General features: G+C 39.0%; 24 protein-coding genes and 1 riboswitch. Of the genes, 9 read left to right on the forward strand and 15 right to left on the reverse strand.

The genetic code is table 11. From position 1 onward, the window contains the following. Positions 1–4: 4 nt before the first annotated feature. Positions 5–430: a GNAT family N-acetyltransferase gene (locus ACN19N_RS12315; protein ID WP_420001431.1), complete on the reverse strand. Its 426-nt coding sequence runs from the start codon at positions 428–430 to the stop codon at positions 5–7. Between the two features lie 17 nt (positions 431–447). After that, complete coding sequence (locus tag ACN19N_RS12320; protein ID WP_420001432.1) at positions 448–1,665, reverse strand: class I SAM-dependent methyltransferase; 1,218 nt, start codon at positions 1,663–1,665, stop codon at positions 448–450. Between the two features lie 101 nt (positions 1,666–1,766). Between ACN19N_RS12320 and trhA the strand changes: the two genes are divergently transcribed. The 3 genes from trhA to lpxO all read left to right on the forward strand — a co-directional run bounded on the left by trhA (position 1,767) and on the right by lpxO (position 4,881). After that, positions 1,767–2,408 (forward strand): PAQR family membrane homeostasis protein TrhA, encoded by a 642-nt coding sequence (gene trhA, locus ACN19N_RS12325; RefSeq protein ID WP_420002390.1) that lies wholly within the window; start codon positions 1,767–1,769, stop codon positions 2,406–2,408. A gap of 103 nt (positions 2,409–2,511) precedes the next feature. Next, the gene (locus ACN19N_RS12330; RefSeq protein WP_269238428.1) at positions 2,512–3,822 is read left to right on the forward strand and encodes an MFS transporter; all 1,311 of its coding nucleotides are present in this window, start codon (positions 2,512–2,514) and stop codon (positions 3,820–3,822) included. A 153-nt stretch (positions 3,823–3,975) separates the two neighbouring features. After that, positions 3,976–4,881 carry a lipid A hydroxylase LpxO gene (gene lpxO, locus ACN19N_RS12335; RefSeq protein ID WP_269228619.1) on the forward strand — a complete coding sequence of 302 codons (906 nt, stop codon included), beginning with the start codon at positions 3,976–3,978 and terminating at the stop codon, positions 4,879–4,881. A 58-nt stretch (positions 4,882–4,939) separates the two neighbouring features. Here lpxO and ACN19N_RS12340 read toward each other — a convergent pair whose 3' ends face one another. Both ACN19N_RS12340 and secA read right to left on the reverse strand, forming a co-directional pair. Then, positions 4,940–5,314 carry a hypothetical protein gene (locus tag ACN19N_RS12340; protein WP_269228620.1) on the reverse strand — a complete coding sequence of 125 codons (375 nt, stop codon included), beginning with the start codon at positions 5,312–5,314 and terminating at the stop codon, positions 4,940–4,942. A 145-nt stretch (positions 5,315–5,459) separates the two neighbouring features. Beyond that, positions 5,460–8,195 (reverse strand): preprotein translocase subunit SecA, encoded by a 2,736-nt coding sequence (gene secA, locus ACN19N_RS12345; RefSeq protein ID WP_269238430.1) that lies wholly within the window; start codon positions 8,193–8,195, stop codon positions 5,460–5,462. Positions 8,196–8,530: 335 nt separating this feature from the next. Here secA and ACN19N_RS12350 point away from each other — a divergent pair, with 335 nt between their 5' ends. The 3 genes from ACN19N_RS12350 (at position 8,531) to ACN19N_RS12360 (ending at position 10,844) form a co-directional block, all read left to right on the forward strand. Then, complete coding sequence (locus ACN19N_RS12350; RefSeq protein WP_269228622.1) at positions 8,531–9,172, forward strand: peroxiredoxin; 642 nt, start codon at positions 8,531–8,533, stop codon at positions 9,170–9,172. 273 nt (positions 9,173–9,445) lie between these two features. Continuing rightward, on the forward strand, positions 9,446–10,255 hold the full coding sequence (locus ACN19N_RS12355; protein ID WP_269228623.1) for an MBL fold metallo-hydrolase: 810 nt from the start codon (positions 9,446–9,448) through the stop codon (positions 10,253–10,255). 1 nt (position 10,256) lies between these two features. Next, the gene (locus ACN19N_RS12360) at positions 10,257–10,844 is read left to right on the forward strand and encodes a dual specificity protein phosphatase family protein (protein ID WP_269228624.1); all 588 of its coding nucleotides are present in this window, start codon (positions 10,257–10,259) and stop codon (positions 10,842–10,844) included. A 154-nt stretch (positions 10,845–10,998) separates the two neighbouring features. On the opposite strand, the gene ACN19N_RS12365 is transcribed toward ACN19N_RS12360, so the two are convergent. The 5 genes from ACN19N_RS12365 to trpA form a co-directional block, all read right to left on the reverse strand. Beyond that, positions 10,999–11,934: a DUF6929 family protein gene (locus ACN19N_RS12365; protein WP_420001433.1), complete on the reverse strand. Its 936-nt coding sequence runs from the start codon at positions 11,932–11,934 to the stop codon at positions 10,999–11,001. Positions 11,935–12,023: 89 nt separating this feature from the next. After that, entirely contained in the window at positions 12,024–13,115 is a 1,092-nt protein-coding gene (locus ACN19N_RS12370; RefSeq protein WP_420001434.1) for an SPOR domain-containing protein, read from the reverse strand. Then, entirely contained in the window at positions 13,106–14,392 is a 1,287-nt protein-coding gene (gene folC, locus ACN19N_RS12375; RefSeq protein WP_420001435.1) for a bifunctional tetrahydrofolate synthase/dihydrofolate synthase, read from the reverse strand. The genes ACN19N_RS12370 and folC overlap by 10 nt, the downstream gene beginning before the upstream one ends. Then, the gene (accD, locus tag ACN19N_RS12380) at positions 14,389–15,285 is read right to left on the reverse strand and encodes an acetyl-CoA carboxylase, carboxyltransferase subunit beta (protein ID WP_004664767.1); all 897 of its coding nucleotides are present in this window, start codon (positions 15,283–15,285) and stop codon (positions 14,389–14,391) included. The genes folC and accD overlap by 4 nt, the downstream gene beginning before the upstream one ends. Beyond that, positions 15,282–16,085: a tryptophan synthase subunit alpha gene (gene trpA, locus ACN19N_RS12385; protein ID WP_269228628.1), complete on the reverse strand. Its 804-nt coding sequence runs from the start codon at positions 16,083–16,085 to the stop codon at positions 15,282–15,284. The genes accD and trpA overlap by 4 nt, the downstream gene beginning before the upstream one ends. 276 nt (positions 16,086–16,361) lie before the next feature. Between trpA and ACN19N_RS12390 the strand changes: the two genes are divergently transcribed. Further along, a complete protein-coding gene (locus tag ACN19N_RS12390; RefSeq protein WP_420001436.1) occupies positions 16,362–17,693 on the forward strand; it encodes a Na+/H+ antiporter NhaC family protein in 1,332 nt (443 codons plus the stop codon). Positions 17,694–17,728: 35 nt separating this feature from the next. Here ACN19N_RS12390 and ACN19N_RS12395 read toward each other — a convergent pair whose 3' ends face one another. After that, entirely contained in the window at positions 17,729–18,751 is a 1,023-nt protein-coding gene (locus ACN19N_RS12395) for an AraC family transcriptional regulator (protein ID WP_241283038.1), read from the reverse strand. Between the two features lie 114 nt (positions 18,752–18,865). On the opposite strand from ACN19N_RS12395, the gene ACN19N_RS12400 reads away from it, so the two are divergent. Continuing rightward, on the forward strand, positions 18,866–19,741 hold the full coding sequence (locus ACN19N_RS12400; RefSeq protein WP_420001437.1) for a metal-dependent hydrolase: 876 nt from the start codon (positions 18,866–18,868) through the stop codon (positions 19,739–19,741). Between the two features lie 290 nt (positions 19,742–20,031). Here ACN19N_RS12400 and ACN19N_RS12405 read toward each other — a convergent pair whose 3' ends face one another. The 5 genes from ACN19N_RS12405 to ACN19N_RS12425 form a co-directional block, all read right to left on the reverse strand. After that, positions 20,032–20,418, reverse strand: a complete 387-nt coding sequence (locus ACN19N_RS12405) for a hypothetical protein (protein WP_420001438.1) — start codon at positions 20,416–20,418, stop codon at positions 20,032–20,034. A 110-nt stretch (positions 20,419–20,528) separates the two neighbouring features. Continuing rightward, the gene (locus ACN19N_RS12410) at positions 20,529–21,524 is read right to left on the reverse strand and encodes a DUF2804 domain-containing protein (protein WP_420001439.1); all 996 of its coding nucleotides are present in this window, start codon (positions 21,522–21,524) and stop codon (positions 20,529–20,531) included. Between the two features lie 18 nt (positions 21,525–21,542). Continuing rightward, positions 21,543–22,568 (reverse strand): GGDEF domain-containing protein, encoded by a 1,026-nt coding sequence (locus tag ACN19N_RS12415; protein ID WP_420001440.1) that lies wholly within the window; start codon positions 22,566–22,568, stop codon positions 21,543–21,545. 242 nt (positions 22,569–22,810) lie between these two features. Then, positions 22,811–24,055, reverse strand: coding sequence for a tryptophan synthase subunit beta (gene trpB / locus ACN19N_RS12420; RefSeq protein WP_420001441.1), 1,245 nt, complete (start codon positions 24,053–24,055; stop codon positions 22,811–22,813). Beyond that, the gene (locus ACN19N_RS12425; protein WP_420001442.1) at positions 24,036–24,695 is read right to left on the reverse strand and encodes a phosphoribosylanthranilate isomerase; all 660 of its coding nucleotides are present in this window, start codon (positions 24,693–24,695) and stop codon (positions 24,036–24,038) included. The genes trpB and ACN19N_RS12425 overlap by 20 nt, the downstream gene beginning before the upstream one ends. A gap of 117 nt (positions 24,696–24,812) precedes the next feature. Next, positions 24,813–25,026: riboswitch (cobalamin riboswitch) on the forward strand. A gap of 36 nt (positions 25,027–25,062) precedes the next feature. Here ACN19N_RS12425 and ACN19N_RS12430 point away from each other — a divergent pair. Continuing rightward, entirely contained in the window at positions 25,063–26,886 is a 1,824-nt protein-coding gene (locus tag ACN19N_RS12430) for a TonB-dependent receptor plug domain-containing protein (protein WP_269228637.1), read from the forward strand. Positions 26,887–26,976: the final 90 nt, after the last annotated feature.

The following is a 26,976-nucleotide window of genomic DNA, read 5'->3' on the forward strand; positions in this document are numbered from 1 at the left end:
TCATTTATAAAGTATTTAGATTCATCGTCATTTCAATATGCGGAATTCCGCACTCATCATATTCATCACCTTGCACGATAAAACCAAGCTGTTGATAAAATGAAACTGCATGGATTTGTGAGGAAAGTCGCAGATGAGATCGAGCCTGTTGTTGTGCATAGGCAATAATCTCTAGCATGATCATTCGTCCAATGCCTTGCCCCCGATAGGCTTTAACAACAGCCACTCGCCCTACACTGTGATTCTGCAACAAACGTCCTGTGGCAATCGGCTGATCTTGATCATAAATCACAAAATGTTGTGAAATGGCATCGTGATCATCCCATTCCTCTGCTTCAGGAATCTGTTGTTCAACAATAAAAACCTGTGTTCGGATCAATTTGGCATCTTGCTGTAATTGATCCCAACGTCCCTGTTTAAAATGATACATCTTATTCTCAGAGTCGATTAACACTTACAGCCCAAATTTTCGATCGGCATTTGATCTTGCAACAATAATTCTAGACTTTGTTTTTCAATGCCATACATCGCTTTTAAAGCTTGGATTTGCTGCATGATCTGAGGATCTGGTTGCTGAAGTTCTTTACGTTTGGTCGCCAAAATCATTTTATTTTTACTGGTATGCTCCAAAGCCACAAACTCAAAGACTTTTGTTTCATAGCCATACGCTTTCAGTAATAAAGCACGTAAGGTATCGGTCAACATTTCCGCTTGTTGCCCTGCATGGATACCAAATTGCAGCATCGGTTGTAATACTTCTGGGCTGTGCAATTGGGGACGCAGCTCTTTATGACAACATGGCGCACACATAATCATGGATGCATTGAGGCGAATACCCGTATGAATCGCAAAATCCGTGGCGATATCACATGCATGTAGTGCAATCATCACATCCAATTTCTCAGGCTGATAGCTACGTACATCACCTTCAAAGAAATCGAGATGATTAAAGCCTACCTGATCGGCAACATTTTGGCAGAACTCAACCAAGTTTGAACGTAATTCAACTCCCGTAATCAACGGTGTTTTCTGTTGTGCTTGTAAATAATCATACAACGCAAAGGTTAAATAGCCTTTACCTGAACCAAAATCGACAATATTCAATTCTTGTTGTGATGCATCAATCTGCTCATACGCATGCGAAAAAATTTCAATAAATTTATTAATCTGTTTCCATTTCCGCGCCATACTTGGGACAATCTGCCCTTTTTCATCAGCGATACCCAAATGTTTTAAAAATGGACTGTGCTGCTGTACATAGCGTTGCTTTTCACGATCATGTTGTTGCTTTTCAACTTTAAGTGTTGTGGCTTGCTTTTTTTGGCGATTCAACATGGCTTTCTTTTTATTCTTCTTGAGCTGAATATCTTGATCTAAGCTAAATAAATTGGCTTGCTTAGACAATTGCAAAAGCTCGGCAATTTTTTCCAAGCCCTCCGCAATGGTATAATTTTTGGTAATATCTTGGGTCGTATAATGGTACAAACAAGAGAGTGTTGCCTGTCCTTGCAATGCAATCACCCGAAAAGTCATCTTTTCTAATTCTACCTGTTCACCTTTGTATTGACTGATGATCAGCCGATCAAAGCCTTTATTTTCAATAGATTGCTGAATATCCAAGAAAAACTGCTGTTCTTGTTCAAAAGAAAAGTTTGGCGCAAACATAATGAAAACCTAGCAAATAGAAACTAAATTCTAAAGCGTCTTACTTTAAAAGGGAAATTGCATTACGATACAGTTGTATTTTTATGCAAACTATAAATCTGATGACTGCAAATACCCTCTTAAGCTATGACCCCAAAGAAGAACTCATTAATGCCTATAGTCATGGTATTGGGGCGGTATTAGCACTGGTTGCCTCTATTTTACTGATTATTAAAGGGCAAGATTTAGCACTAGGGCAATGGATCAGTTTATGGGTCTATGGATTTAGCTTAGTCTTATTACTCAGTAGTTCAATGCTCTATCACTTTGCTCAAGATCAACGCAAACGCTATTGGTATAAAAAATTAGATCATACTGCAATTTATTATCTGATTGCAGGGACATATACCCCCTTTCTCAGTATCGCAATTCCAACTGCCAAAGCACACTATTTACTGATCGCTTTATGGGTGATTGCACTGATTGGCACGCTGTTTAAGCTCGTTTTTATCCATCGCTTTCAAAAAGTTTCATTGGCAGCTTATCTCTTGATGGGATGGCTAGCGGTTTTGGTCATGGATGATATGCAACGTTATCTCTCTAAAGATGCGGTACAACTCTTGATTGCAGGTGGACTCGCCTACACTGTCGGCACATTGTTTTATGCGTTAAAAAAGGTAAGATATACCCACGCAATTTGGCATGTTTTTGTGCTATTAGGGGCAGGTTTACACTTTTTAGCGATCTATTGTTATGTATTATAAGGTAATACATCACATCAGGTTTGTTAAGTAAACCCCGCATTTGAAAGGGCTTTTCAAGGTCGTGATCGCTCTGCATCTTGAATAAATAAAATTAAGGTTATGTATGTCGTCAAGTACTACGACAGTCACTACAACAGTGGCTAGCAACTCAAAAGTACGGGTATTATTTGCCAGCCTTGTGGGCACTACGATTGAGTTTTTTGACTTTTATATCTATGCCACTGCCGCTGTACTGATTTTTCCACATCTCTTTTTCCCTGAAAGTAGCGATAGCGCTGCGGTACTCAAATCACTGGCAACTTTTGCCATCGCCTTTATTGCTCGTCCAATTGGTGCAGCAATTTTTGGGCATTTAGGTGATCGAATTGGGCGTAAAGCAACATTGGTTGCAGCCCTACTCACCATGGGAATTTCAACCGTGTGTATTGGGCTATTGCCAACCTATGCACAAATTGGACTTGCAGCACCACTACTGCTCGCCTTATGTCGTTTAGGGCAAGGTTTAGGTCTGGGTGGTGAATGGAGTGGTGCTGTTTTACTTGCCACTGAGAATGCCCCTGAAGGCAAACGTGCTTGGTATGGCATGTTTCCACAATTAGGAGCCCCTATTGGCTTTATCCTTGCAACAGGCTCATTTCTATTACTGAATGCCTTTATGTCCGAGCAAGATTTTATGGCTTGGGGATGGCGTATTCCATTTATTTCCAGTGCTGTATTGGTTCTTGTTGGTCTCTACATTCGTTTGAAACTGCATGAAACACCAGCCTTTCAAAAGGTGCTAAATAAGCAAAAAGAAGTCAATGTGCCATTTAAAGAAGTCATGACCAAGCATCTACCGATGTTAATTCTCGGTACGATTGCGGCAATCTGTACTTTTGTGGTGTTTTATCTCACGACAGTATTCGCTCTAACATGGGGAACAACTCAATTAGGCTATACACGAGGTGAGTTTTTGCAACTACAACTGGTTGCAACCTTATGTTTTGCAGCCTTTATTCCTGTCTCAGCAATCTTAGCAGAGAAGTTTGGACGTAAAACTACATCAATCGCTGTCTGCGTATTATCAGCACTATTTGGCTTATGCTTCGCTCCATTGCTTGGTTCGGGTAGCCCGATATTGGTCTTCTTGTTCTTATGTATCGGACTCTCGATTATGGGGCTCACCTATGGGCCTATTGGAACCGTGCTTTCAGAGATTTTTCCAATCTCAGTCCGTTATACGGGTTCAGCATTAACTTTTAATTTAGCGGGTATTTTTGGCGCATCCTTTGCACCATATATCGCCACTAAACTTGCAGAAAGTTATGGTCTAGGCGCTGTAGGCTTATATCTTAGTTTAGCGTCAATTTTATCTTTGATTGCATTTTTACTGATTCGTGAAACCAAAAATGATGATGTAAATAACCAAATTTAATCACACCTCTTATTCTCGGATGATTTACTTAATTAATCATCCGAAAACCATTTATCGGGCAATCTCAAGCCTTTTACACTTGGTCTAACAACATTCTGCAAAATATTTTTTATGCTAAAATAGCTCCCTCCTATTTTTTAGACGACTGTATTTATGTACGCAGTGATTATCGTTGCCGTATTTTTAGTCAGCTTCCTATACACTTATTATCGTGGCAAGGAACGATTAAAAGCATCTCGACAATTATTCGACCATTCTACATTCCTAGCACCAGTGAACATGTTTATGACTGGTTTCTCTAAACTGCCAAACCAACCGTTCTTTGATGTGGCACAGTTCCCAGAACTGAAACCATTACAAGATAACTGGCAAGTGATTCGAGAAGAAGCGATCCAACTTCAAAATCAAATTAAAGCTTCAGAAAAAAATAATGATGCTGGTTTTAATACTTTTTTTAAACGTGGCTGGAAACGCTTTTATCTGAAATGGTATCAAGATAGCCACCCATCAGCACAACAACTCTGCCCTAAAACAGTCGCTCTGTTGGAAAGTATTCCTTCAGTAAAAGCAGCCATGTTTACTGAACTACCATCTGGGAGTTATCTTGGTAAACATCGTGACCCTTATGCGGGTTCTGTCCGCTACCACTTAGGTTTAGTCACCCCGAATAGCGATGATTGCTTTATTGAAGTCGATCAAGAGCGTTATTCTTGGAGAGATGGCGAAGCAACTGTTTTTGATGAAACTTATGTCCATTGGGCACATAATCAAACTGATGAAACTCGTATCATCCTGTTCTGTGATATTGAACGCCCGATGAAATGGGGTTGGGCGCAGAAAATAAATCATTGGTTTGGACGCAATGTCATGTCTGCTGCAAGCTCACCCAATGATGATCAAGATAAAACGGGGTTCATTAACCGTATCTTTAAATATGGTTATGCAGTTCACCATTATGGTCGTGGATTAAAAGAGCGTAATCGCCGCTTGTACTATGTTTCTAAATGGCTCTTATTCGGTATTATTATTGGCTTAATTCTACTTCCAAGTTTTTTATAATCAGATTTTTACATAAAAAAAGAGATGCTAAGCATCTCTTTTTTTTGATATTAAATATTTATTTAGGTGCTTGAACACTGGCTGTTTGTACCGCAGCTTCGCCAATCAGCGCAACTTTGGCTTTTTCTTGGCTTCTTGCCGACAATGCTGGATTTGATGCCACGATACGATTGATATTGGCAGAATTTGCAGGGGCAATTGCCGCTGTTTGCAACACAATTGGGCGATTACCTGTATCACCTAAAGTATAGCGAATACCTGTGCGTGGACTAATGACGGTAGTCACTTCACGTTTCACTTGAGCTTCAGCAGTAGTCGCTCCTTTTGCTGCAAGAACTTTATCGACCGTAGTCGTTTGAGGAACGTTGTCTGCAAGTGCAACGCCAGATAATGCAGCACTCGCTAAAATTAAAAGTTGTAATGGCTTTTTCATTGTCTTCCCGCTTTTAATGCGAATCCAATCAAGGAGGATAATTCTCATAATAAAACTACAAAGTTGCTCTAGACACAAGTTACTTCTCGTAAAAAAGCAGAGCGAATGCTCTGCCTTTCATTTGAATATAAACTAAGTCAAAATTTTAAATCTTACCGTGGCATTGTTTATATTTTAAACCTGAACCACATGGACATGGCGCATTACGGCTTTCTGGTACTGGAAATACTGCATTTCCAGATAAGCTACCACTCTCTTCAGAAATCGTCACTTCACCAGTTAAACCATCAACATCATCATGTTCAAAAGAAAGACGCATAGATTCAGCTTGACGTTGTTGTTGAGCTTCTAATTCAGCTAACTCTTCTGCTGTCGGTACGTGAACGCGGGATAGATCAGTTACAACATCTGATTTAATAATACCCAGCATATTCACAAACAAATTAAACGCTTCTTTCTTATACTCTTGCTCAGGATTTTTCTGAGCATAACCACGTAAATGGATGCCTTGACGTAGATAATCCATCGCAGCTAAATGATCTTTCCAATGACGATCAAGTGAGTTCAACATAAAGTGACGTTCAAGCATTGCAGCAGACTCATCACCCATTTGCTCACGGCGTTGACGATAACGTGCAATTACTTCATCAGAAATACGTGCGACCAAGCCTTCCTCGTCTAAACGACGATCTTGATCAAGCCATTGCTGAACAGGAAGCTCAATACCTAGATCTGTACGTAGTGCATTTTCTAGACCTTGAATATCCCATTGATCATGAATTGATTCAGGTGGGATAAAGTTAGCAATCACCCCTTTAATAACTTCATGATGCATTTCTTCGATATAGTCTTGTAAGGTACTTTCTGCCAAGACTTCATCACGTTGAGTATAAATAATCTTACGTTGTTCGTTATTGACATCATCGTACTTCAATAAGTTTTTACGAATATCAAAGTTACGTGCCTCAACTTTACGTTGTGCATTTTCAATCGAGCGGCTCACCATTTTATGTTCAATGGCTTCATTTTCTTGTAGGCCCATTGCACGCATCATGGCAACCACACGATCACCCGCAAAGATACGCATCAAATCATCTTCAAGTGATAAATAGAAGCGTGATACACCTGGGTCACCTTGACGACCTGCACGACCACGAAGCTGGTTATCAATACGGCGTGATTCATGACGTTCAGAACCGATGATATGTAAACCACCAGAACTTAAAACATCTTCGTGGTCTTTTTCCCACTGCGCCTGTAAACGAGTTTCATCTTCAGATGTTGGATTTTCAATTTTGGCAAGTTTCGCTTTCCAGTTACCACCGAGCAAAATATCCGTACCACGACCCGCCATATTGGTTGCAATCGTGACAGCATTTGGGCTACCAGCTTGTGCAATAATATCTGCTTCACGCTCATGTTGTTTTGCGTTTAAAACTTCATGATGGATGCCTGCTTGCAGCAATTTTGAAGATAAAATTTCACTGGCTTCAATCGTCGCAGTACCAATCAAAATAGGTGCAACACCTTTCTGACGAATATTGCTGATCTCTTCAATGATGGCATTGTATTTACCATTACGATTCAAATAAATTAAATCGTTATGATCTTGACGTACCATCGGACGATGGGTTGGAATTAACACCACATCTAAGCCATAAATTTCTTTCATTTCCGCAGCTTCAGTATCAGCAGTACCTGTCATCCCTGAAAGCTTTTTATACAGACGGAAATAGTTTTGGAATGTTGTGGTTGCCAATGTCTGGTTTTCTGGTTGAATTTCCATGTTTTCTTTGGCTTCAACCGCTTGGTGCAGACCTTCAGACCAACGACGACCTGGCATAGTACGACCAGTACTTTCATCCACAATAATGACTTCTTCTTTTTGAGTCTGTGGATTTACGCCAATAATATAATGTACGTTCTTTTGATATAAGTAATGCGCGCGAATTGCAGCAGTCACATGGTGAACCAAATTCAAGTTGGTTGCTGAATAAAGGCTTTCACCTTCAGCCAACAATCCCATACGAATTAATTCTTGTTCAACAGTCTCGTAACCGACTTCCGTCATTTCAACTGAACGTTGTTTCTCATCTACCCAGAAATGCCCACCATCAGCTACTTTTTCTTCTTTCTGTGGGCGTAATGTTGGAGGGATACTGTTAATCAGCTGATAAAGATGAGATGAATCTTCACTTTGTCCAGAAATGATGAGTGGTGTACGTGCTTCATCAATCAAGATTGAGTCAACTTCATCGATGATCGCATAGCTTAAGCCACGTTGTTTTTTCTCTTGTAGAGAAAATACCATGTTGTCACGTAGATAATCGAAACCAAATTCGTTGTTGGTACCGTAAGTAATATCGGCGAAATAAGCTTCAGCTTTTTCGGCTGGCATTTGCATTGAATAAATCACGCCAATGCTGAGACCTAAAAATTCAAATAACGGACGATTCAGCTCAGCATCACGTTGTGCCAAGTAATCATTCACCGTAATCACATGAACGCCTTGACCACTCAATGCATTGAGATAGCATGCCAAAGTACCCATGAGGGTTTTACCCTCACCTGTACGCATTTCAGCAATTTTACCTTCATGTAAGGTAATACCACCGATCAACTGCACATCATAGTGACGCATACCCATGACACGTTTCGCTGCTTCACGGCAAACCGCAAAGGCTTCAGGCATCAATTTATCTAAACTTTCACCGTTATTAAAACGCTGTTTGAATTCTGGAGTTTTTGCAGAGAGGTCTGCATCGCTAAGAGCAGATATCGTCGGTTCAAGCGCATTAATTTGTTCAACAATTTTACGCATGCGTTTGAGCTCACGCTCATTTTTTGTACCGAAGATACCTCCGATCAGACTTGCCAACATGAATAAACTCTCTAATCCTGTTTGTTTAAATAAGTAATTTTTTCTTAGGTGTTATTATGGAGTCAGAAATAAGAACTACAAGGGCTTTGCATCCAAACAGGTAAAAAAACTGCGAGGCGACTCTGACATCACACAACTAAGCAGCGTTAATGTAGCAAATTTGCATTTAACTTACACGGCTTTACATGTGAATTTATGATCAATTTTTTAGCTTCACTTCATTCTATTATCTTAAATCTTCATAACAAAATGAAAAAACAATAATTTTATTTATAACGTGATTCCTGCATATTGAATATACACAGAAAACATTAAGAATATATTGAGGATGAATCATGACACTTCGTTTAGGCGACATTGCCCCCAATTTCCAACAAGACTCAAGTGATGGCTCTATTGATTTTTATGAATTTTTAGACAGTGATTGGGGGATTTTATTTTCACATCCAGCGGATTTCACCCCAGTTTGTACCACTGAGCTTGGTTTTACCGCTAAACTGAAAGATGAATTTGCAAAGCGTGGCGTAAAGGCAATTGCACTTTCTGTTGATGATGCTGAATCTCATAAAAGCTGGATTCAAGATATTAATGAAACACAAAATACTACCGTTAATTTCCCAATTATTGCCGATAAAGACCGTAAAGTTTCTGAGTTGTACGGCTTCATTCATCCGAATGCCAGTGAAACCTTAACGGTACGTTCGTTAGTGATCATTGACCCCAATAAAAAAGTCCGCTTAATTATTACCTACCCTGCGTCAACAGGTCGTAACTTTAATGAAGTACTGCGTGTTGTTGATTCATTACAGTTGACCGATAAACATAAAGTGGCAACACCTGCCAATTGGCAACATGGCGAAGATGTCGTCATTGTACCGTCGTTGAAAGATGAAGAGGAAATTAAACAACGTTTTCCTCAAGGCTATACCGCAGTGAAACCTTATTTACGCCTAACACCACAACCTGAGCAAGATTGAAGCCGACTAAAGGCTTCAAGCGCAGCGCAAGACAAACGAAGTGCGTCGTACACAAAACGAGCAACGCTCGTTACGAACGCAAGTCGAACAGCGATGCTGTGAGTTAAAAGATTGAAGCCGACTAAAGACTTCAATCACAGCACAAGACAAACGAAGTACGTCGTATTGAAACGATCCCTTAGATTCAATCAAATTTAGGGGATTTTTAATCTTGGTATTTTCACATCAATACGTTATAAAAATAATTATCTTCAAAATAGAATAACAATCACGATGATCTATAACATCCATCATCTCCATTGCGGAAGCTTCTGCCCTGTTTGTGCGCCCCTATTTGGACAGAAAGGCTGGAAAGCACATCTAGTTTGTCATTGCCTACTTATTGAAACTGATCGAGGTCTGGTTTTAATTGATACAGGCTTAGGTACACAGGACTATTTGCACACTGAACAACGTCTAGGTTCATTACTGACTCAATTTGGTTCGATTGTGCCCAATCTCAAATTAAGTGCCATCGAACAAATTCAAAAATTAGGTTTACGCCCTGAAGATGTGCAACATATCTTTGTCACACATCTTGATTTTGATCATGCAGGTGGTATCTCAGATTTTCCTAATGCAACCGTGCATATTTTAGCTTCTGAGTTTAATGCAACGCAATCGCTCTCTGCTAAAGGAAAGCTCCGCTATAAAACAGAACAATTTAAACAACATCGCCATTGGAATTTTGCCGAACATACAGATGGTGAGGCGTGGTTTAATCTACAAAAAGTCCAAGGTCTTCCTTTTTTCCAAGATGAAATATTGATGATTCCATTGATTGGTCATACTGCTGGACATTGTGGTATTGCAATTAAAAAAGCTGAAGGCTGGATTTTATTTTGTGGCGATGCGTATTACACCCATTTAGAACTCAATCCAAAAAACAAATTGAGAGCCTTAGATCTTACTGAACGTTTATTGGCAGAAGATAATCGACAAAGGTTACATAACCTTAAACAGTTACAATATCTTGCTCAACATGAACCGAGTATTGAGTTAATTTGTGCGCATGATCCTGTTGAATTTGATCGTTATCAATAATATGAAAAAAGTGCTTACCACCGTTGTTCTTTTATCAACGCTTAATGTTTCAGGGTGTATGCAGCATTCGAGTTTAGAAAAAGACCAACGTCCTCAAAATTGGGGAACTCTTATTTCTAACAGCCATAATTTTTATCAAATTAGTTCAGATGTTTTTCGTAGCGAACAGCCGAATATTGATTTGATCCCAAGCCTTGAAGCTCATCAAATTAATACGATTATCAATTTGAGAGCTAGAAATGAAGATGCCAAAGTTTTAAAAGATCAGCCTTTTAATATGGTACACATTCCAATCAATACTTGGGCAATCAATCGTAAAGACTTGTTAGAAGCAATGCGTGTTATTCAAACTGCTAAACAACAAAACCAGAAAATCTTAGTGCATTGCTATCATGGCTCAGATCGAACTGGTGCCACAATTGCGATGTATCGAATTATTTTTGAGCATTGGGCAATTGAAGATGCGGTTAAAGAAATGAAACAAGGAGGCTACGGCTATCATATCATTTGGAAAAATATTGATCAGCTCTTTACCCCTGAAAATGTAAAATGGATTCAACAACAACTTTCGAATCCAGCACCTATTTAGTTTGCGAGATGAGCTTTAGATTAAATCCAATTTTTAGAGAGATAGATGTTGGACGTGTAAGATCTGTTTCTTTAATTTTTGGATTTTATACATTTTTTATTGGGCTTTAAAAACCCTAATTTTATAAGTTGAATGGTAAGCCAAGAAATACGAACTAACTTGAAGAATTTGCAAAAACAGAGTTACTAAGTAATATTTTAAAAACTTCAGAATCACCACCATCGCTATCCGTGACCAATAAAAATACTTCACCATCGGATGTTGATTCTAGCCAAGTAATCCCTTCTACTTTAATAGCAAGAGTTTGTCCTTTCGTATCTTGAATCAAATGCTTATATAACGTTTCACCCTCAGGTGAGATCAGTAAAATAAAACTGCCTAGCACCGTGCCATCATCATACGTATTTAATGTTTGCTCAACCGCAGCGGTGGCGATAATTAGATTTTTCTCCACCAGAAAATAAGCATCAGAAATACCACTTGCTGCCCCTTCAAGCTCTGGTAATGTCAGATTGAATGAATTTTTCAGCGCACTTTCTAATGATTTTCCATTTTGAAGTTTTATTAAATCAAAGACTAAAACACCATGAAAGCGATTAATATTGCCACGTTGAAAAATGTATAAATTGTTTTGATCTGAACAAACTGCTTCTATATTGAGATCAGTGCCACCTGTCAACGCCAAACAATGTTCTAAAAAATGGTAATCAGCGGCATCTAGCAAAATTCTAATTTGATGATTGACTGGATTATACAATAATGCCTTTTTTCGATTTTCTGTAGAACCCGACCCCATAACTAATAGCTGGGGTTGTCCATCAAAAATGATCAAGCTTAACGCTTCAAAGTCTGGCTTAGCTTCTTTACTAAATGCACTCAGTGATATTTGCTTAGATGATTCAAATAATGGAATTTTTTCAAAAACAGTCGCACGACTGATATTATTTTTTTGATTAGTTTTGAGTAAGTAACCCACATCATCTCCAACCAAGTAGAGATCATTTCCCACACAAGCCGCGCCAGAAAGCGCACTAACGTTAGAATCCTCTGAAAATATAAAGTGTTCTAAGATCTTAAAGCCGCTACTCATTTTGTACTCACTGCCTGTAGAAGATAGAACACTTGTAATAAGATCAAAACCAGACGCTTTCCAGTTTTGATCTCGTCGCCTATCTTTTGTTATCGCTGATCAAGCGGAACCCAATCAATTACCCAAGCGGATTTCATGTTTAGACTTTCATCAGAGGTAATTTTCTTACGTGCTGCATCTGCAACATCTCGGTCCTTCGATGGCCCAACCATGATACGAACTCCTTTTGAAGTCGGGCTTGTTGTAACCTTATAGCCTTTAGCACGCAATTTAGATACAACTGCATCTGCATTGGCTTGGTTGGCAGCCAATGCCACTTGTACCATCCACTTTTTATCTCCATTTTCCATGAGATCACGAGCCTTTTCAGCTTCGGCTTTTTTCTCAGCGTCAGCTTTACGCTTTTTCTCGTCAGCCGCTTTTTTATCAGCTTCTAGTTTATGCTTTTTCTCGTCAGCCGCTTTTTTATCAGCTTCTGCTTTACGTTTATCTTCGGCAACTTTCTTATCTGCCTCAGCTTTACGCTTTTCTTCTAACGCTTTTTTATCTGCTTCAGCTTTACGTTTATCTTCCTCAGCCTTTTTTTCAGTTTCAGCCTTACGCTTCTCTTCGGCTAACTTTTTTTCAGCGTCTACCTTACGTTTATCCTCAACTAACTTTTTTTCGGTCTCCATTTTCTGCTGATCTACTTTTTGTTGTTCAGCTTTTTTCTTTTCTTCAACAAGCCGTTGTGCTTTGGCTTTATCATCTTCGCCAAGCTCTGGAGGAATGTTATCAGAGCTTTCCTGTTCGGCTGTACGGCGTGCATTAATTGCAGCATATTCTTCCGCAGCCTTGCGTGCCGCAGCTGCTTCTGCTTCTTGCTGCATTTTTAGAAAATCAGCTGCACGTGCTTCTTGTTCAGCAACGGCTTTCTCACGAGAACGGCGTTGTTCTTCAAGCAATCTTTTTTCTGTCTCGACATCTACGGCTAATGGTTGTAATGAAACCATTTCACCTTCTTGGGTCGATTGAGCTGTTTGAGTTTTAGGTTCTGTTTTAGGAATTGGGTGTGCAATTGCCGTTTGTGTTTTGTCATGTCCTATTTCGTCATTACCTTTAAGGAGTAATGCTGCCAATAAAACACCTCCACCCAATAGAACAACGCCTCCCATCCAGCGTTGTTTGTTATTCATTGACATTGTTCTAAATACTCCCAAACCGCTTCTAAGGTATGAAACGATCCACAGACTAAAATCAGCTGATTGTTATTACTTTGCTTCAGCACATCTTCAAAGGCTTGCTGGATATTACCGTACTCATGTACTTGTTGACCTTGTAATGCATCATGCAACTGCGACAACACTGCTGCTCTAGGTACATTTAAAGGAGCAATAAACCAATCTTTTACGGTTGTTTTAAGTAAATCAGTGACAGATGAAATATCCTTATCTGCCAGCATTGAAAATACTGCGACAACATCTGTGTACTGTTTATTGTATTTTAAGAATTTTCGCAACTGATTCAATAGAAATTCGACACCATGTGGATTATGTCCAGCATCAAAAATAACTGTTTTATCTTGAATTTGCCGTATTTCAAAACGACCTTGCAAACGTGCTTGCTGAATACCTGTTGCAATCGCTGCCTGAGAGACCTCAATACCACTCACCAGTACCGCTGCAACAGCAGTCGAAATATTATCTAATGCAAGCTGACCGATTGGCAGTTTTAACGTTGTGCCAGAGGATGCAAATGACCATGTTTGACCATCGTCATTAAGTTGATAAAAATAATCTCGATTCAGCGCATATAGATCTGCTTGAGTTTCAGCTACTTTAGCTTGAATCGCTTGGGGTAATTGTTGTTGACCCGCAAATACCACTGGAATATTCGGACGAATAATCCCTGCTTTCTCAAAGGCGATTTTTTCTATCGTGTCACCTAACCAATCGACATGATCTAAACCAATATTGGTAATCACAGCAATATCAGGATCAATCACATTCACGACATCCAGACGACCACCTAAGCCAACCTCAAGTACCCAGACATCACATTGTTTTAGTTTAAAAATAAGAAAAGCAGCCAAAGTGGTTGCTTCAAAGAAAGAGAGTGATAAACCACATTCTCGACGGGCTTGATCCACCAACACAAAGGCATCAACTAAGCTTTGATCATCAACTTCCAATCCTGCAAGTTTTACCCGCTCATTAAAACGATAAATATGCGGTGATTGGTACAAACCGACTTTATAGCCTTGCGCATTTAAAATTGCAGCCAAAGTCGTTGTGGTTGAGCCTTTGCCATTGGTTCCTGCCACAGTAAAAACTTTTGCTTGAGGTTGCATAACTCCCAACTTTTCAGCAACGGGAATTACGCGCTCTAAACCTAAATCAATGCCTGTAACATGAACATGGCCCCAATAATCGAGCCATGTTATTAATGTATCTGTAGAATGTGGTGCGTCCAGTTTCAAGGTAAATTCATCAGTTTAGCTACGAGTCGATATACAGTATCACGTAATGCATGACGATGAACAATTTGATCGACCACGCCATGATCAAGCAAATATTCTGCACGTTGGAACGGTTCTTCCAACTTCTCGCGAACTGTTTGTTCAATGACGCGTTTACCTGCAAAACCAATCATCGCTTTCGGTTCAGCAATATGTACGTCACCTAACATTGCTAATGATGCGGTTACACCTCCATAAACGGGATGAGTCAATACAACAAGATATGGAACACGAGCTTCTTTCATTTTTTGAATCGCAGCAGAGGTACGTGCCATTTGCATTAAAGACAACATGCCTTCTTGCATACGAGCACCACCTGAAGCAGCAAAACAAATTAACGGTTGATGTAGTTGAATTGCTCGTTCTGCCGCTTGGATAAAACGATCCCCAACAACAGTACCCATTGAACCACCCATAAAATCGAACTCAAATGCGCAAGCCACCAAGTCCAAACCTTTCAATGAACCTTGCATTACAACTAATGCTTCAGTTTCACCTGTTTTATCTTGTGCTTCACGCATACGCTCTGGATAAGGTCTGCTATCCACAAACTTCAATGGATCTTTCGCGCTAAATTCTTGACCTAACTCTGCATTGACTTGATCAAAGAACCAATTCAAACGATCACGTGCACGCATACGCAAATGCTCATCGCATTGTGGGCATACATAGGCATTAAATGACATTGCCGTACGTGTTACTAAGGCATGACATTCAGGACATTCAATGGTTGGTTCCGTAAATGTTGCTTTGAATGTTTGTTGTTCATTCGCAACTTGAATACCAGGAACTTGACGCTCTGTCCAAGGCGTTGATGGGTTCAGAACCTTCCCTGCTGTTAACTCTTGACTCATACTAACTCATCGAGCGCGGCTCGAAGCTCCTTCACTTTATTCACCGTCTGTTGCACAGCTTCGTCTGCTGGCAATGTCGCAAAAGATTTAACGAAAGCACTTCCTACGATTACGGCATCAGCAACTTGACCCATTGCTTTTGCAGAAGCTGCATCACTAATCCCAAAACCAACCCCAACAGGAACGTTGGTCATGCTCTTAATTTTCGCAATACGAGCTGCTGCTTCAGAGGTATCTAGTGTTGCTGCACCTGTCACACCTTTTAACGACACATAGTAAACAAAGCCACTGGCTTGATTTACAACATGCTGAATACGTTTATCAGTTGATGTTGGTGCGAGTAAGAAAATTTGATCCATCTCATTTTGTTTTAAGACATCACCAAATTGCTTTGATTCTTCAGGCGGTAAGTCCACCAAAAGTACACCATCAACACCACAATCTTTCGCATAAGCAACAAACTTTTCATAACCAATCACTTCAACAGGGTTTAAATACCCCATTAAAACAACGGGTGTCGTTTGATCTTTTTCGCGAAATTCTTTCACCATATTCAAAGCATCGAGTGTGCTCGTTCCACCTGCTAAAGCACGTTCAGCAGCTAAGGCAATCACTGGACCATCCGCCATTGGGTCTGAGAATGGCAAACCCAACTCAACCACATCAACACCTGCTTCAACCATCTGGTGAAGCAATGGAACCGTGACTTGTGGATGCGGATCTCCTGCCATAACATAAGAAACAAGCGCTTTACGGTGCTGAGATTTAAGCTGTTCAAAACGAGTGGCAAGACGTGACATAGGATTATGCTTTCCTTGATTTATATAAATTGAGGAGTTGTTTGTAGTCATACAATAACACTGCATTGTAACGCTATTTTTTGTTCATTGAACAGAGTTTGACGTGATTGCAACAGTGAATGTTGCTACTTACAACTGCCCTGCTACATTTATCTATATTTTCAGCTTTTTCTCAATGATCAAAGCTTCCTAATTTTAGCTTCATCGAGGCTGATTTTAGAAATGAGCTCAGCTCCTTTATACTACCCGCAATTTTTAAGTTTTCTTTTTATTTTTATGTCTGCCCACACTCAGAAAAAAGTACAAAGCAATGCCCTTGCTTTGCTACCACTATTGGTATTTTTGATCATCTTTCTCGGGAGTGGTCTCTATCATTCGATGATCGGGACAGAATTTGCATTCTATCAAGTCAAAGCACCTATCGCAGCAATTCCAGCCGTTATTCTGGCATTACTACTTTATAAACAAAAACTAAATACGGCGATTGAAGAGTTCCTACAAGGCGCTAGCCATCCAAATTTGATTTTAATGTTTATGGTATTTATGTTGGCAGGTGCTTTTGCCAGTGTATCCAGTGCGATTGGTAGCGTGGATGCGACAGTACAGTTGGGACTTTCACTGATTTCGCCTGAATTTGTGTTACCCATGTTATTTATTATTGCTGCATTTATTGCAACAGCAATGGGAACATCTATGGGCACCATCGCAGCTTGTGCACCAATTGCATTCGGTTTTTCCCAAGCAACAGAGATAGCACCTCTCTATGCCATAGGTGCAGTCGTGGGAGGTGCAATGTTTGGTGATAATTTATCCATGATCTCTGACACTACGATTGCGGCAACACGTAGCCAAAATGTTGAACTTCGAGATAAATTTAGAGTTAATGTCTGGATTGCATTCCCCGCGGCTATCATTACTTTAATGGTTTATATTTCAATGAGCCATCAAGCAGAAGCCATTCAAGCAAAGCCTTATGATTTATTGCTTATTTTGCCTTATTTAGCTGTTTTTTTTCTTGCCTTTACACGATTGCACGTACTTGCTGTATTAATGATTGGTGTTATTTTGTCAGGTGTGATTGGTCTTATTGAAAAACCTGAATTTGATTTATTAAAACTCAATAACTCAATTTATGATGGCTTTGTTGGCATGTTTGAGGTGGCATTACTTTCCATGTTGCTAGGTGGTTTGTCTACTCTGATGCAAAAAGAAGGCGGTTTGCAATGGCTTATTCAACGTATTTATACGATTACGCGTCTATTCAAATTTGGCAAACAGCGTGCAGGTGAATTAGGCATTAGTTTTCTGGTCATATTCTCAAATTTATTTGTCGCCAATAATACCGTTGCGATTATTTTATCTGGAGATATGGCACGTGAAGTAGCAAAAGAATATGGTGTTGCCCCTAAGCGAAGTGCAGCTTTACTTGATATTTTTTCTTGTGTGGTTCAAGGGATTATCCCCTACGGCGCACAATTGCTGTTGGCCTGTTCGATTGCCAAACTCTCACCCGTTGAATTGATTGGCAATATTTATTATTGCTGGATTCTTGCGATTTGCGCAGTCCTTGCCATTGTCTTTAATTATCCACGTTTAAAAACACGCTAAAAGTAATCCATAAATCTCTTTAGTTTGCTTTAAAGTTAAAGAGATTTTAAAAATTGCTTGGGTGTAATGCCTGTCCAGCGTTTGAACGCTCGCCCAAACGCACTTTGATCTGCATAATTCAAGCGTTCAGCAATTTCAGAGAATGATTTCCCTTGTTGCAAATACAGTTTACTTTGTTCCAAACGATACTGATCTAAAATATCTTGAAAATTAAGCTGATAGGTTTTGAGTTGGCGTTGTAATGTTCGTTCTGAACAATGCAAACGCTTTGCCACATAGCTGAGCAGTAGTTCTTCTTGCTGCAAAAGCCCTTGTTCAATATGCGTTTGTATTTTTTGACGGAACTGTTGTTGCTGAATCTCAAAAGAAGTAATGCTATTCAGTGATTGCTGAGCTTGAGTAGAGAGTACATAGTTTAATTGTTGGTCTGCCGCGATACTTTTTGCTTTTAAAATTTGATTTGAAAAGCGAATGGCATATTGCCCAGCTTGAATTTGAATCGGACAGCCATAAAATTTTTCAAAGTGATATAAAGCTGTATGTGGTGCGTAACCAAATTGAATCATCTGTGGCGGAACGAGGGCATCTTGCACAATTGACTGCGCAATTTTAAAGATCAGCGCTAAATTCAGCTCATACATTTCCCGATAATCACTATAAGATGCTCCCCAAACAATTTGAATATATTCAGAAAACTGCTGAACATTCAGTTGTTCTAAATTGGTCTGTTTAAAAACCAAAGAATAATAACGTTGTAAAAGCTGTAACGCCTGTTGCAGATCTAAACTGGTTGAAGCCAAATATCCCATTAAACCCAAATCTTGCAAATTGGCATGTTCAGCCAATACTAATGTAATCGGTCGAGGGAAATAAGCTTGTGCCGATTGCAAAAGCAATGCATAACGTTCGACATCAAAATCATGCTCATCTGGATTTTCCAAGCAAGTATGAAAAGCTTGCCAAAGCTCAGGCGCAACAACTTTAGACAAATCAATTTGTTCTTGTTGTAAAACACGATTAAATAATCGCAGGTATCCAATAATAATTTTAACTGACATATGCCGATCTCATCCTGATCTGTCGTTATTTGTATAAAACTTGGCTGTAACTGTCAAAACATTTCATCGAACTTTTTTCATACTGAGTTTAAGAAAAGACAAGGAATGGTAAAAATGAATGCACACGTTTCCTATCAAGTTGAACCTGTTGTAAGAACAAAATTAGATTTTCATTTAGATCAGGCACCACGTTTTTGGTTTGGTGGTGATCCGTTCCGTACTCGTATGTTTGATGCGTTGAGCCTAACTTTCCCTGATGGCGAACGCTATTTTATTGAATGTGTGCGTTTATTCCGCGACAAAATTAATGATCCTGATTTGCAAGAACGTGTGGCTGATTTTATCCGTCAGGAAGCACAGCATGGTATTGCACATGACAAAATGAATCAGATCATGAAAGAGCAAGGTATGCCTGTAGATCAATTCACTGCTCGGTTGAAAAAGATTTTTAGATTTGAATTAAAAAACCGTTCAGCTCAATACAACATTGCCATGACCGCAGCCGCAGAGCATTTAACCGCATTAATGGCAGATACCTTTTACAGTAAAAAGGAAACTTTAGCGGAAGCCGATCCTTTTGTTCGTGCGTTATTTGCTTGGCATGCGATTGAAGAAATGGAACATCGTGATGTGGCTTTTGATGTGATGCGCGAAGTCGGTGAAGTACCTGAAGCAACACGTCGCTTTGCACTCGTTTTCACTACCGTGATGATGTTTGGCTTTACCTTATATCGTACTGATGTGATGCTCAAAACCGATGGTTTTAACCTAAGACAACGTTTTGACATGGCACGTAAAGGTTTGCCTTGGTTCTTTGGTCGTAATGGTATTTTGACTGCGAAAAGATCTCAATACAGTGATTGGTTTAAAAAGGACTTCCATCCAAATCAACATCCTGTTATTCGTCAATACGATGTCTGGATTGATACTTTAGCCAAGACCAATGATCCTATTGCTGCGGGTGAAGCTTTTTGGCAAGCGGGGCTTTAGTCCACTTTAAATAAAAATCTTCTGAGACGTTCCACTGCGATTGATCTGCTATGCAGTGGAATGTTGCGGAATAATACCCTTATGGTTAGCATCTGATTGATAAAAAATATCTTAAAGACCCAACCCAATTAACTAAAAAAACCCTTACTCTATTTTCTTCACGATGGAGTACCAAACTGGCTTGAGCAAATTAAACAAATCTCATTTAAAATCATATCATCAACCAGTTTGACATTACGCCCTACAAGAGCGCTACGAGGTATATTCCTCATGGTTAATATTTAACTCACCTACAATTGCACTTGCTTATACGTTTGCTCTTTTGGTGAAAAAAGATATAACTTGTTCATTTTATACCTAAAAAAATACCTATCTTTATTAAAAAAACCAGCTTTAATGTATTTATTCCTGAACTCCTTATTATTTAAATTAAAATAATAATTATATTCCACCTCCTTATCAACAATAGAGATCATAAACCCATCTCCTTTTACCTTATCAGTAAATAAATCATTTAGTTTTACGTCTAATTTAGAATTTGGAGCTACTTTAATAAAAGCACCATCATCCTCATGGATATATATATTATAATTAGATTTATTTTCCAACTGCACATATTCCAAAGAATCCATACAGCCAGTTAGTAAAATAGTGATCAAAAATACCATATATTTCATTATATCCTCCATCCCTATCTACTATACTGTAGGATACCAACTACTTGATTTTATATCTTTTATCCAATCAACCTAGATATAAAATATTAAACAGACTCATATTCTAATAATCACCACTTTGCATAATGCTGTTCTAACAACCCATATTCGTTGTTCAATAACACCAATTCAACATTTTCATGTTCAATCGTACCACTGACTTTCGCTTGCCATTGATTAAACTGGCTGCCAATCAAGCGTAGGTTAATATTCTCAAAACGACACCACCCAGTTTCAACTAGCAAATTTAATCGCTCATCTAAAGAACGAATTGACCAACAATTTTCATTTTGTTGCTCAAATAAAATATCAGTGAGTGGATATAAACGACCATCGACCCACAACGCATTTTCATTACCAAAACTTTCATTCACACCTGAAGCTAAATTCAAGCCAATACGGCGATCATTTGCATCACGGAACTGACAAGATAACCAAAACCAAGCCGTTTCAGGTCGTAAAAAACCACAGGTATCATCGAGTGCAGCGAGACTATGCGCATTAAATTCGATCTGCTGTTGATCTGGGCTAATGAAAAAGCCTTCTACTGCCAAAGTGGTTTGTTTTTGTGTATATGTCCAACCATTAATCCCAGTTGGGCTACATAAACTGAGTGCATCCGTACCTGCACAGAAAATCCGTGCTTTCAGTTGCACTTCACCATGTTTGGTCACTTGGAGATAACGCACACCATTGGCGTGTTGCATATCAAATTGATAAGCCGATTTTTTAAAATAGCTTTGACTAAATAAAGGTTGTTCATCGAGTTGAGTTTTCAACGCCAATGGCTGAATCGCATTCCATTCGATTACTTTTTCAGAAAGGTGATCATAAACATAGAAAAAGCCATGCCCTGCCCATGATAGATCGACAATCGCAATACCAATACTGTAATGCTCATGTTGTAAACCACAAAACTTAAATTTTTTATACTTAAGTTGCTTACGCCAACCTTTTAGCACCTGACCATAAGGTGTTTTATAAATATAGTCATCTAGATTAATTTTTGAGGGTATCTGATCAAAACGCCCATAACGAGGCTGACCATTCTCTTGTATTAATTTCACAATATTCCCCAAAATAGATTAACGTGCATGGACTGTTCTGACCTGATTTTTACCATTATGTTTGGCTTCATATAATGCTTTATCTGCTTGTTCAAATAAACGCATATAATCAAAACCGCTATGAACTGTACTACTTACCCCAAAGCAAGCTTGAACATAAATAAATTCCGTTTCATTAACTTCAATTGCACTTTGCTCTAATGCTTTACGACAGACTTCTGCTACGGCAACCGCATTTTCAATTAAAGTAAATGGCAATAAAATAACAAACTCCTCACCACCATAACGTCCAATCACATCACTAGCTCGCAAATTTCTTCTTAATATATCGGCAACATGCCTTAAAACCAAATCACCTTGATGATGTCCATATTGATCATTAATTTTTTTAAAATTATCAATATCGACCATAATTAATGATGTTTCACGATGAGTAATTTTTGCCTGCTGCATCTGTAAATCAATAATTTGATTCACCCCACGACGATTAAGCAGACTCGTTAATTCATCAGTGCAACTCAGTTTTTCTATTTTTGAGTTATATCTACGCCAACGCTCTACACTAATATCAAATAAAGTAATCGTAAATGCTGCATATAATGTTGTATAAAACATGGAATAAATGATCTGAGCATTTTGCACATCTTTATGCATCAAGGTATAAGGTTTATACGCAATTGCATAATCCAAATACCCAGCAACCGTTAGTCCTGCTAAAAGATAATATACAATGATGTAAGAAATTAGACCGAAATAAACAACAAAACGAGGAAATAACAATAATGCCGTGAAGGCAATCCCCATAAAAATAATTCCATTAAGAATATTGAGCAAACCAATACCAATCGGCAAGCCTAACAATGAAAATGGGTAGTAAACAGATAAAAATAATACATAATACATATGGGTATTTGGCTTATTTTTAATAAAAAAGCCAAACAGAATTAAAAATGCATTTAAAAAAAATATACTAGGATACAACCACTGAAATTTAGTTAATAACTCAGTATTTGCTAAAGGATGATACATATATTTTATTTGCATAAAATAGATGATCACAGCAGTAAAACTAGCATAAAGTAATATAGATTGGGATTTTTTAACTAAATCCCAATCCAAAATGACAAGAAAAACTTTACTTATATATTTGGGTAAGGAGTATTTCATCCCCTACAATCCTGTATGATTATTATCGTGTTATACGTCCATGTATAGCTAGTCAGCGCATAAAAATCAATGCTGCTTTAGCACACTATTTATTCAATAATATCACACAATATTCAGTTTTATAAGTCGACCATCGGAATACCATCAATTTTAGCAACGGTCATCAAGTCTTTATCGCCACGACCTGAAACCGTTGCAATAATGATTTGATCTTTCGACATCGTTGGCGCAAGTTTAGTGACATAAGCCATCGCATGTGAACTTTCAAGTGCCGGAATGATGCCTTCAATCTGAGTTAAATCACGGAAGCCTTGTAAGGCTTCATCATCTTTAATCGGAACATATTCAACGCGTTTCATATCTTTCAAGAAACTGTGTTCTGGTCCGACACCTGGATAATCCAAACCTGCTGAAATACTGTGTGTTTCAATGATTTGACCTTGTGCATCAGACATAAGGTAAGTACGGTTACCATGCAATACACCAACATGACCTGCATTCAATGGAGCAGAATGTTTGCCTGTTTCAATACCGTAACCAGCAGCTTCAACGCCATACATTTTGACATCTTGATCATTCAGGAATGGATAGAACAAGCCCATCGCATTTGAACCACCACCGACACAAGCAACCAAGGCATCAGGAAGACGACCTGCTTGCTCAAGGATTTGGCGACGCGCTTCGCGTCCAATAATCGACTGGAAATCACGTACAAGCTGTGGATATGGGTGTGGCCCAGCAACCGTACCAATGACATAATAAGTCGTATCGACATTGGTTACCCAATCACGCATCGCTTCATTCAATGCATCTTTTAATGTTTTTGAACCGCTTTGCACAGGAACTACCGTCGCCCCAAGCAAACGCATACGATATACATTCATCGCTTGACGCTTTACGTCTTCAGCACCCATGTACACCACACATTCCATACCCAAACGTGCTGCAATGGTAGCCGTCGCCACACCGTGCTGACCTGCTCCTGTTTCTGCAATGATACGTTTTTTACCCGATAGTTTTGCCAATAACGCTTGACCAATGGTGTTGTTGACCTTGTGTGAACCTGTATGGTTCAAGTCTTCACGTTTCAGGTAAATTTGCGCACCGCCGAGGTGCTGAGACCATCGCTCAGCATGATAAAGAGGACTAGGACGACCAACATAGTACGCGAGATCACGGTCAAACTCTGCTAAAAACTGAGCATCATTTTTCATACGACCATAAAGACTTTCTAAGTCTTCAAGTGCAGCCATAAGCGTTTCTGACACAAAACGCCCACCATGAATACCAAAATGCCCCTGAGCATCTGGAAACTGGGTGTAGTCAATCGCCTGATTTTGTTGACTAAGGTTTTGCTGATCCACGTTGGACTCCTTGCATAAATTTTTCAATGAGTTGTTGGTCTTTTATACCTTTAGCGGACTCTACGCCTCCGCTGACATCCACAGCAAAAGCTGCTGTAGTATCAATAGCGTCACTCACATTTTCAGGGGTTAAGCCCCCTGCCAAGATTAGTGGAATATCAAGTTTTGGAAATTTTTTCCAATCGAAACAGTGGCCTGTTCCACCTTTTAAATCAGGATGCCACGCATCAAGTAGAACCGCACTGGCTCCCACAGCTTGATAGCGTTGAATTTCGGTCAAAATGTCTAAATCGGGTTTAACCTGAATGGCTTTATACCAACGGCGTTTGCAATACAACGCAATTTGTTGGCATTGTTCAGGTGTTTCATCACCATGTAGTTGTAATACATCCAACGGAACTGAATCAAGCACTGTTTGGATTTCTTCTGCGCTTGCATTTACAAATAAACCAACCAACTGAACATAAGCAGGTACTGAGCTTGCCAAGATTTGCGCTTGTTCAATACTGACATGACGTGGGCTTGGGGGAAAGAATACAAAACCAATTGCATCTGCTCCTGCTTGCACAACAGCATCAATATCTTGAGTCCGAGTGATTCCACAAATTTTGGCACGAGTTCGGAGTTGGGTTTGGCGCATTTGATGTCCAATCTGAGATGGCTATTTACTACTCTTACATTGTAAAGCAATTTGACATACTTTGGTCAAAGTTCATTTCCAAATGCAATTGTTTAAAAAACGTGAACACTCTATACTTCGCGTCATCTCGCAACAAGTCTAAAGCAAATTCTTTTGCTTATAGGGAAGTTGGTGTAAGTCCAACACTGCCCTCGCAACGGTAACACCGAATTATTAATCTTAGCTAAGCGCCAAATCACTGCATCTGAATGATGTGGGAAGATGATTAATAGCATCACCATTGTGATGATATAGTGAAGTCCGGAGACCTGCTTGTTGTTTATTTCCACTTTAACATTCACGACGGGTGAATGTATGGAGCGACATCATGTCTACTATTTTTCAACCGACACGCTTAGTTGGTGCTATCGCTATTGCGATGGGGTTTTCTTCAACTACTTTTGCTCAAGATCAATCAAGTACTAAAACTGCGACGCTAGATACGATTGTTGTAACGGCATCTCGTACTGAACAAAAAGTCAGTGAAGTTCCTGCTCGAATCAATATTATTGAACCAAAGATTCTAGAACAATCTCCAATTGCCTCTTTACCACAATTACTCCAAACCGATGCTTCGATCAACATGGTACAAAGCGGCGGATATGGACAAATGGCATCTATCTTTTTACGTGGTGGTAATTCAAACCAAACGCTTGTTTTAAGAGATAGCGTCCGTCTAAATTCAAATACTTCTGGTACAGCATCATTACCATTTATTGATACAACTGATATTAAGCAGATCGAAGTATTAAAAGGTCCTGCATCAGTTTTATATGGTACTGATGCAATCTCAGGTGTAGTTCAATTGATTTCTAAAACACCAGAGAAAAGCGCTGCTTTTGTAACAGGTGAAATTGGTGAAAATAAAACTTATAAATCTGTAGTCGGTGCAGATCTGGCTGAAAATGGTTTCTATGCACAGATTCGTGGTCAACGCCTTGAAACTGATGGAACACCTGTCAAAGATATAAAAAATGCAGCCGATGCCTCATTTGATCAAAAAGGCTATAGCGCAAAAATTGGTGTAGAAAAAGAACAGTACGCAGCTTCTGTTGATTATAGTGAGAACCAAGGTTATAGCGATTACGATAGCTCTGGCAAACTCGTTTCTCAAGATTTTAAAAATGAAATCATTAACATTAAAGGACGTTTAAATATTCTTGAGAATTTAGCTCTACATGCCCGTTTTTCTCAATTCAAAGATGAAATAGATCAAAATAATTCAACAGATTTTGTCCATAGTAAAACGCAAGAATCTGAAATCTATGGTCAATGGGGCTTTACACCAAATCAAAAGCTTCTAGTTGGTGCAACACATCGAAATATTGATGGTGATGTGATCTCCTATGGAACACCATATCAAGAAGATATTGATTCAACAGGTTATTATATCCAACACAAATATGATCAAGCAGGATTAAACACTCAGGTTGGTATCCGTGTAGAAGACAATGAAAAATTCGGCACACATACTGTTGCTCAAGGATCTGCTCGTTATCAAGTGCTACCTTTAACCAGTGTTTATGCAAATATCGGTTCAGCATTTAAAGCACCAACTTTAAATGATATGTATGCTTTTGGTGGAAATCCTGACCTTAAACCAGAAGAAAGCTTGTCTTATGAAATCGGTCTAGACCAAAAACTGGCTTACAATATTTCAACAGGTTTATCTCTTTATACAACAGAAGTAGATAACCTGATTGCTTTTGATGGCGTTCTGAATCAAATGAGTAACGTTGAAAAAGCTAAAATGGAGGGTAGTGAGCTATATGTGAAATGGCAAGGTGAAAACCTATTTACAAATTTAAGTTATAACTATGTTCGCGCTAAAGACAAGAAAAATGATGAAGATTTAAGTCGTCGCCCTCGTCAGAAAATTTCCTTGACTGCTGGTTGGGCAGATGAACAATATACTTTCTCGACCACAATGTTAGCGAATGGTGATTATGACAACAGTGCCTTTGACAATGTTCAAATCCCTGGACACTTCCGTGTAGATATGCATGGACAATATAAAGTGAATAAAAATGTAGATGTTTTTGCGAACATTCAAAATGTCGGCGATTCAAAATATCGTACAGCCTATGGTAGCGGTAGTTACTACATCAACGGTGGTCGCCAAGCTTCTGTAGGTGTCACTCTTCGTTATTAATCGTGCAATCTAGACAATAAAAATATTTTCTTAACTCCAATTTCGGGGTAATGTTCTGACCGACATTATCCCCTTTTTATTTATAGGACA

The organism is Acinetobacter sp. LF10 (assembly GCF_048585715.1).
In the GTDB taxonomy this organism is placed as follows: Bacteria; Pseudomonadota; Gammaproteobacteria; order Pseudomonadales; family Moraxellaceae; genus Acinetobacter.